Genomic DNA, 7,403 nt, shown 5'->3' with positions numbered 1-7,403 from the left:
ACGCCGACCGGCTCGTCCTGGCTGAACCTCGTCGAGCGCTGGTTCGCCGAACTGACCAACAAGCAGATACGGCGAGGCGTCCACAGGTCCGTCCAAGCCCTGGAGGAGGACATCCGCAGCTGGATCGCGGCCTGGAACACCGACCCGAAGCCCTATGTCTGGACGAAGACCACGGACGAGATCCTCGAACGCCTCGCCAGCTATCTGAACAGAATTCCCGACTCAGAACACTAGGGCGTGACGCTGTCGGGGATCTTGGAAAACGGAGCTGTCCAGCGTGATCGACTGATGACGGGGCGATCGGCTTTCCCTGATCAGGGCTTCGCCCGGTGGGTCGGCGACGTCCAAATGGCCGTAGCGGTGTGCTTGTGACCGTTGGGCGAACGCTTCGTTCGTGCCTGCTGGTGCCCCTGTGACTGGGGTGTCGAGGGCGTTCACCCGTTCGTGGTGGCTGCGCCGGAAACCACGGGCTCGGTGATCTGCGCGGGTGGGACGGTTGGGGCCCCGCGACCCCGGAGGACCCGAGATGTGCGTTCGCCCCCGTGCCGGCTGCGTGATGGAGCAGTGGACTCGGCGGGCGTCGTCGGCCCAGGCGCTTGTCCTGCGCGCGGATCGTGCCGGCGTGCGCGGGCCCGGATGTACCGCCGACACCGTCCGCAAGTGCGGCGGCGGTTCATGGCGGAGTCGCAGGATGGCCTGGTCGACGAGCCCCGGCCCGGCTGGCCTCCCACCATCAGCGTTGACCAGGCAGAGGCGGTCGTGGTTCCTGATGATGCTTGACCGGGACGCCTCCCGGATCTGGCGCCCAGTCGTCCTCCACGGCCACCTCGCCGACGAGATCGCAGTCCCGGCCGGGCCGGATCCGCGTGTCGTCGCCCGGCAGGTCGCCGCGTTCGTCGATGACCTCGTCAAGGCCAGCAGCGGTTCCAGCCTCGGGCCCCGACGAGGAACTGGCACACCAGCAGCAGAAATCATGCAACTCGCGATCCAACGCCGTTGTCTGGAACCGAAGTTGCTGAGACAGAATCAGAACACTCACAGGATCATTCCAAGATCGACTCGGCCTTAGTGTCATCGGTGTCAGCAGGAAACACCACAGCCACTGGAGATCAAGATGCGTTCGCGTCTGGCCGCCCGTTCCGCCCGTCTCGTCCTGGCCGCAGTCGCCGTGACGGCCCTCGCCGCCACCACTACCGCCTGCGACCCCGAAGGCAACGGCGCCGCAGACTCCGCGGCCCCCGCCTCCTCCGCCAGCAGCGCCACCACGGGTGGCTCCAGCTCCAGCTCCGGCTCCAGCTCCAGTTCCGGCTCCGGTTCCAGCGACTCGGGCTCCTCCGCCACGGCCGCCAGCACCGACGACGCCACGAAGGACGGCTACGGACAGTCCTGCGGCACCAACGACCTGGACTTCACGGTCACCTCGGAGTCCCAGGCCGGCGGTTACTACCTCGTCACCGCCAAAGCCAAGTCCGGCATCACCTGCTACCTGGACACCAACACCCCTGCAGTGTCCTTCGGGTCCGGCACCGACGGTGTCGCCTCCCCTGTCGGGCAGGGCGGCGAGGACCCCATCAAGCTCACGGGTTCCACCGCCGCCTACACCGGCATCAGCCCCAAGACCACCAATGACGACTCCGGCAAGGAGTTCGAGAACGTCATCATCGCCACCACCGAAGAGGACCCCGACCCCGCCGAGCTCAAGCTTCCCGACACGGCCACCGTCGACAAGCCCATCGTCACCAACTGGACCATCAACGCCTCCGAGGCCGTCCCGCGCATTGTCTGAGTAGGTGACGCTGTCGGGGATTTTGGGGTCAGGGTTTCCCCGCGGTGCGCCATGCGGTCGGCCGTGGGATGCGCTGCCAGTCCAAGAAGCTCTGGAGGGCGGTGGGTGTTCGAGGCCGGCGTTCAGCCGCGGGTGTCGTGAGTTCCGCGTTGACGCGTTCGATGTTGACGGCGATGGCGGTGAGGACGTGCTGGATGTTGGTCTTGGTCTGGCTGCGGTAGCGGGCTTGTCGCATGCCGTGGCCGTTGACGAACTCGTTGACGGTGCTCTCGATGCCGGCGCGCATAGCGTAGTTCGCCTTCCAGGGAGTGGTCTGCTGTGCGGCTCGCGCGGCAGCCTGCCGTTCGTAGAGCTGCTGAGGCAGGAAGTTCAGCTGTCGCCGGTCGCCGCGGGTGCAACTGGACCTGACCGGGCACTGGCCGCAGTCCTCCTTGGCGAACCTGACCCGGGTATAGGGGGCGATCGACAGCGGCGTCGACCACTCCCGGCTCAGCTTGCCCTGCGGGCAGACGACCTGCTGTCGTTCCCAGTCGATGGTGAAGGTGTCGCGGTCGAACACGTTGCCCTTGCGTGACTGGCGGGTGCGCTTCTTGCGGACTGGTCCCACCAGCGTTATCCCGTGCTCGCGGATGGATTGGTCCTGCTGGACGATCGAGGTGTAGCCGCCGTCGACCAGGTGCTCGTCGGGCAGGAGGTCTCGTTGGGCCAGCCGGTCGTGGATGTCGGGCAGGGCCCTGATGTCGTAGAGCGTGGCGGGGGTGGTGGTCACGTCCGTGATGATGTTCACGGTTTCGTCGTCGCAGGTCTCCGTGACGTGGGCCAGGAACCCCTTCCAGCGGGTGTCGTTCCGGCGGGAGTAGCGGGCGGTCAGGTCGTAGGGCGAGACGATCGCGGTGACTGAGGGCGGTAGTCCGGTCTCGTCGGGTTCACGCCACTGGACTCGGGCTCGCTCGTCGACGCAGTAGTTCTGGAGAAAGATCTGCCGCAGTGCCTGGACCTGCGGTCCCTGCCACAGAGCACGTAGGTAGATGCGGACGTAGCGCAGCAAGAGGTAGACGTCGTCCCCGGTGTTCTTGATGCGAGTCTTCGGCCGGGTCGGGGTCCGGCCGAGCCTGGCAGCCCGTCCGTAGCGTTCGCCCCATTCGTCCGTGACCAGCCCGACCAGTTCCTGTGGTGCCTGACGTGCGATTTCCTCCAGGGCGGCCCGCGCGGCCTCGGTGACCATCTCAAGGCGTGTCAGGTCCCGGACGGCGCTCAGGATGTGGGTGGAGTCGGTCCGCTGCCGTCCTCGTTCCCTGACCAGTCCGGCGGCTTTGATCCGTTGAAGGACGAGGTCAAGGAGCCTGTCCGCCCTGCCGCTCTCGGCCAGGCGCTCGCGGAAGTCCGTCAGGACGCTGTGGTGGAAGCTGGGGTCGTCCAGTTCCATGCCCAAGGCGTATTTGAAGTCGATCCGGCAGCGGACGGCCTCGGCGGCCTGGCGGTCGGAGAGTTCCAGGAGGAACTGGAGAACCGACACGGTCGCCATCTGCGCCGGAGAGAGCCCCGGCTTACCGTCCCGCGGGTACCACTCGACGAAGTCCTCGTCCCGCCAAAGACCATCGAGATGGTCACGTACGGTCATGGCGGTGGTGCCGTGGGGATTGCTGGCGCGGGCGACCTTCACGGTCAGCTCCGGCACCTCCGAGCCGGAACGGGGCTGAATGCACAACTCGGTCTCCTCCGGTGGGACGGAGACTCACCGTCGCGGCAGCACCCACAACTCAGAGCGCAGTTCACTCGAACTGACACCGCAAGGGCTACACCTCGGCGGAGGTTGACGAACGCACCACCCGTCACTTCAGCACCACAGGGCGCAGTTCTGGCGTTTCGCGAAACCGTTACAGGAGGCGTGATCTTGGACTTCGCAGAGGCCACGCATACCCAGTTGAGCAGCGGAAACAGCTCTGCTCGGGAAGACGGGATCCGTCTGCCGGCCATGCCCCTTGAACTCCGAATTTCCAAGATCCCCGACAGCGTCACGCCCTGGCACTTTGCCCAGCTCCCATCCCGTCCGCCGTCGACCCACACGCTTCCCGAGTCTGTTGATGCCGCAGAGGGCTGTGTACGACGCTGTTCACCTGCGTTCGCGCCGGGTCAGCGGCACAGCCGGTACTGGCTCCGGTCCCGCCGTGAACCCTCGTGAACGGCGCTGAATGAGACGGAAACCGAGACGCGGGCTCCGATGGAGCGAGTAGAGGCTGAGCTGTTCACCGATGGCGGCAACGACGCCGTGGTGCGCCTCCCGGGGCGCAACTTCCCCGGAGTCCTGATCCAGGGGACACCCTCAGCGCCCTCCAGGTGGACGTGGCCGAGCTCGTCGAGCTGTGCGCCGTCGGCGACGTGGAGGAGGCCCGACACGTGGCGAGCCTCCTCCAGGCCGATCTGGGCGCCAAGCTCGTGCGCTACATCGAAGCGCTCGAAGCCCACGGGATCTCCCGGCCCCTCTGATCCGTAGCTCTGTGCGGGGCGGATGGCAGGGGTCAAACCGGTTGGACTACGGCCGTAGGCGGGCGCCGCCGCGCGAGATCGGTTGCTGTGGTTGCTGTACTTCGCTGCTGTACGCAGAATCGCGCGCATGGGATCTATGCAGCCAGAGCTGAGCTGGCCATACCAGGGCGGGGCCTTCCCCGAGGGACTGCTGGCGATCGTCCAGCGAACTGTTTCAGAGGCGCAGTTTCCCGCGCTGACCGTGATCCACGATGAGGAAGACGACTGGTTGGTCTGTGACGATTTGCACGACCCGAACGTAGACGGCGCGTCGACGGTCCAGCACCTGCACCACGTCTTGGCCCTGGACCCGTCACTGGCCGAGCTGGTCACGATGCCACCCGGCTTCGTTGCCCACCGCACGAGTGCGACTACGTCCTGGGCGATCAGTGAGTGGGCCTACGCCGACGACTAGAGAGGCGGGGACTCACGGTCACTCGATGGCAACCGGCGCGGACAGGGATACGGCGCCCGTACGGTGATGAGACTTTGCAGTCTGTCCTCATCCTTATCAGGTCGCTCACAGCCCCCGTGGGACTGGGGAACTCCTAGCCCGACGACGGTCCACCGACCGCTGGAGGCCGCTCTCGTCCGGCTGCGTCCGTCTGTGTTGGCGTCAGCCGTTGGTGTCACCAGGTGCACGTCTGTTGGTCTCGGTCGGGGACTGACGGGCCGCTTCAGGGCAGTCCCGGGCGTGGCGCAGGGACCCCAGCACTCGGTGCAGCCTAGTCGTCGAGCATGTCGGTGTTGTACTGGTCGTGCCTGATCCGGAAGGCTTTCAGCTCTTCGCGGCTGCGCTGTGAGTACTCCGCCACCTTCTCGAAGTACTCCTCCCTGGGAGCTCCCGGTGTGAAGAGCAGCAGCAGCGACACCGGGTCGTCACTGTCGTTGTGGAAGGCATGCAGCCCGCCGGCCGGTACGTGGAGGAAGTCTCCCTCGCCTCCTGTGACCCAGCGTTCGCCGTTGTAGAGCCGGACCTCGCCGGACAGGAAGTAGAAGGACTCGGAGATCGTACGGTGAAAGTGTTCCGTGGCGCCCATGGCCTTCGGCCCCATGTCGATCTTGTACAGGCCGAACTCGCCGTTGGTGTTCTCCTGCTTGGCCACGTAGCTGATCCCGAAGTCGCCGGAACCGGTTCCGGGTTGCGAGGATGCAGGTAGGAACATCGCGCTGACCTGGCCCCTTTCGCCGAAATAGCGGGGTCCCGGGTAGGACATGGCGACTTCCTTTCGGGCCGGCGTTAAGTACCGCACGGGAGGGGCCTGGGCGGGCGCCATGCAGCACCCACTGAGCTGACCCCGATCGAATCGACCACGCGCTGGACCGCGTAGCCGATCCGCCGGAAGCCGCGCGCTCCCTTCAGCAAACCTTCTTTTTCTGAAGATCGCTCTGTGGACCCCCCACGCACGCCACTACGGACCCGCAGCCGGGAACGGCGCCCCCTCCATCCCGGTGCCGGCCGATCCCCCGCCGGAGGCTCTGTTCTGACCGGGGCCCGCGCAGCGCGGGCGGAGCGGGCCGGCCGGACGGCCCCCTTGCAGGCGCCCGCAGGCCGAGGGCGGCAGGGGGCTGGGCAGGGCGGCTCGCAGAACACGCTGCTCGTCCAGAACCTGAAGGACTTTGCCGTCCAGCCGCAAGGTGACCCGCTGTCCGGCGAACGGCCGGCCGATCAGGACCTTGTCGCCGCCCGGGCCGACGTAGCCGACCGCATCCACGGTGCGGTCCACCTCCACCACCTTCGCGCTCTCGGCTGGGCCGGGGCTGTCTGCCCATGGTCCGGCGGGACGGGCGCCTCCGCCCGCCGGCAGGGCTTTGAGGTCCCGGCCGGACAGCTTCGAGGGCAGTGTCCTGTGCCGTGCGTCTGCGATGAGGACGTGCAGCCGATTCACGTCGATCCGCAAGGTCGCCGTGGTGCCGGACAGGGCCTGGCACGACAGATGACACGGTCCCTGCGACTCTCCCGGCTACGCTCGCGCGGGAGCGCCCCGCAGCGCGTGGCTGCGGGGCGTTCCTAGCGCCTGGTGGGGCTCAGTCGACTGGCTTCCCGTCGCCCGTGCCGCCCCGGCAGGTCCCGGTGAGGGGGTTGGCCGGGTTGGGGGTCCAATCGACCTTTCCGCCGCCGTCGATGCACTCACCCGGGGTGAGGGCGGCGCCGCCGCCCTGACTCGGGGTGAGGGTGGCGGCGGTGGCGGCGCCTGTGAGGCCGAGTCCGGCGAGGGCTGCCGTGGCGATGCCAGCGGCGAGGATGCGTCGAATGCGCATTCGGTTCCCCTTTCACGGATTGCCTTGTTTGGGGCACTAATCAGCTTGATGTTCGCCCATGTGGGTGGCACGTCACGTTGGGCCATTCGAGTGACATAGCCGTCGGGCGCGGGGTCGGTGACGCGACCCGTCAGACAGGCCCTGGGGGGCGGTGCTGCGCGTGGCCACCTCGCGATCCCGTTCTCAAGGCGGACATGCGAACGGCCCCCGCTCGACCCGCGAGAAGGGAGCGCTCCGGTTGTGGCACTGCTTTGTGACGGCTGAGGGCTCTGGGTCCGTAAAGTTAACGGCCCTGTCCCACATTCGGTGGTGACGGGCAGTCACGAGAGTCGTTGATGCTCGCATGAAGGATGTCAACGAGCTTGTGCAGATGGTGTTTTTGGGTCTCGCGCCGCTGGTCATCGATGATGTGACCGACGAGGGCGAGCGGATCGTGGTGCAGGCACGGACCCCGCAGGACGCTGCGGCCTGCCCGGTCTGCGCCGCGTCGTCCGCTCGGGTGCACAGCTATCAGGTGCGGAGGGTGGCCGACGTCCCGGTCGATGGACGACGGGTGGTGCTCCACGTGAAAGTGCGACGCTCGGTGTGTCCCACCCGCGGCTGCCGGCAGACCTTCCGCGAGCAGATGCCCGGAGTGCTGGAGCGTTACCAGCGACGCACGGCCCGTCTGACCAGGCAGGTCAAGGCTGTGGTGAAGGAGTTGGCCGGCCGGCCGGGATCGCGTCTGCCGGCGATACCCGCGGCGGACCTGTCGCGCCACACGGCCCTGCGCGTCCTGCTGCGCATCCCCTTGCCCACCGGGCGGACGCCCCGCGTGATCGGCGTCGAC

The 7,403-nt window shown here is 67.3% G+C and carries 7 protein-coding genes and 3 pseudogenes; 5 read left to right on the top strand and 5 right to left on the bottom strand.

Annotation, left to right across the window (positions count from 1 at the left end; all coding sequences use genetic code 11):
* Positions 1 to 234 (top strand): annotated as a pseudogene (locus ACZ60B_RS42255) (IS630 family transposase); the annotation flags it as partial.
* A 499-nt stretch (positions 235 to 733) separates the two neighbouring features.
* On the opposite strand, the gene ACZ60B_RS42250 reads toward ACZ60B_RS42255, so the two are convergent.
* Positions 734 to 1,039, bottom strand: coding sequence for a hypothetical protein (locus ACZ60B_RS42250; RefSeq protein ID WP_469397233.1), 306 nt, complete (start codon positions 1,037 to 1,039; stop codon positions 734 to 736).
* Between the two features lie 75 nt (positions 1,040 to 1,114).
* Here ACZ60B_RS42250 and ACZ60B_RS42245 point away from each other — a divergent pair, with 75 nt between their 5' ends.
* Positions 1,115 to 1,786, top strand: a complete 672-nt coding sequence (locus ACZ60B_RS42245; RefSeq protein WP_469397230.1) for a DUF4232 domain-containing protein — start codon at positions 1,115 to 1,117, stop codon at positions 1,784 to 1,786.
* Between the two features lie 28 nt (positions 1,787 to 1,814).
* Here the strand turns inward: ACZ60B_RS42245 and ACZ60B_RS42240 are convergent, their stop codons facing one another.
* Positions 1,815 to 3,494 (bottom strand): IS1182 family transposase, encoded by a 1,680-nt coding sequence (locus ACZ60B_RS42240; protein ID WP_469397228.1) that lies wholly within the window; start codon positions 3,492 to 3,494, stop codon positions 1,815 to 1,817.
* Between the two features lie 513 nt (positions 3,495 to 4,007).
* Here ACZ60B_RS42240 and ACZ60B_RS42235 point away from each other — a divergent pair.
* Both ACZ60B_RS42235 and ACZ60B_RS42230 read left to right on the top strand, forming a co-directional pair.
* A pseudogene (locus tag ACZ60B_RS42235) lies at positions 4,008 to 4,273 on the top strand (DUF6959 family protein).
* Between the two features lie 127 nt (positions 4,274 to 4,400).
* Positions 4,401 to 4,727, top strand: a complete 327-nt coding sequence (locus ACZ60B_RS42230) for a hypothetical protein (protein ID WP_469397226.1) — start codon at positions 4,401 to 4,403, stop codon at positions 4,725 to 4,727.
* Between the two features lie 310 nt (positions 4,728 to 5,037).
* Here ACZ60B_RS42230 and ACZ60B_RS42225 read toward each other — a convergent pair whose 3' ends face one another.
* The 3 genes and pseudogenes from ACZ60B_RS42225 to ACZ60B_RS42215 all read right to left on the bottom strand — a co-directional run bounded on the left by ACZ60B_RS42225 (position 5,038) and on the right by ACZ60B_RS42215 (position 6,574).
* Positions 5,038 to 5,529 carry a cupin domain-containing protein gene (locus ACZ60B_RS42225; protein ID WP_469397224.1) on the bottom strand — a complete coding sequence of 164 codons (492 nt, stop codon included), beginning with the start codon at positions 5,527 to 5,529 and terminating at the stop codon, positions 5,038 to 5,040.
* 297 nt (positions 5,530 to 5,826) lie between these two features.
* Positions 5,827 to 6,237, bottom strand: a pseudogene (locus ACZ60B_RS42220) (IS481 family transposase); the annotation flags it as partial.
* A 103-nt stretch (positions 6,238 to 6,340) separates the two neighbouring features.
* Entirely contained in the window at positions 6,341 to 6,574 is a 234-nt protein-coding gene (locus ACZ60B_RS42215) for a hypothetical protein (RefSeq protein WP_469397220.1), read from the bottom strand.
* Positions 6,575 to 6,917: 343 nt separating this feature from the next.
* Here ACZ60B_RS42215 and ACZ60B_RS42210 point away from each other — a divergent pair.
* Positions 6,918 to 7,403 (top strand): transposase family protein (locus ACZ60B_RS42210; RefSeq protein ID WP_469397217.1); only part of this gene is annotated, 486 nt, incomplete at its 3' end.

This window comes from Streptomyces sp. NPDC104096, assembly GCF_055584385.1.
Note: the sequence above shows the minus strand (reverse complement) of the source record. Positions and strands in the feature narration are given on the sequence as shown.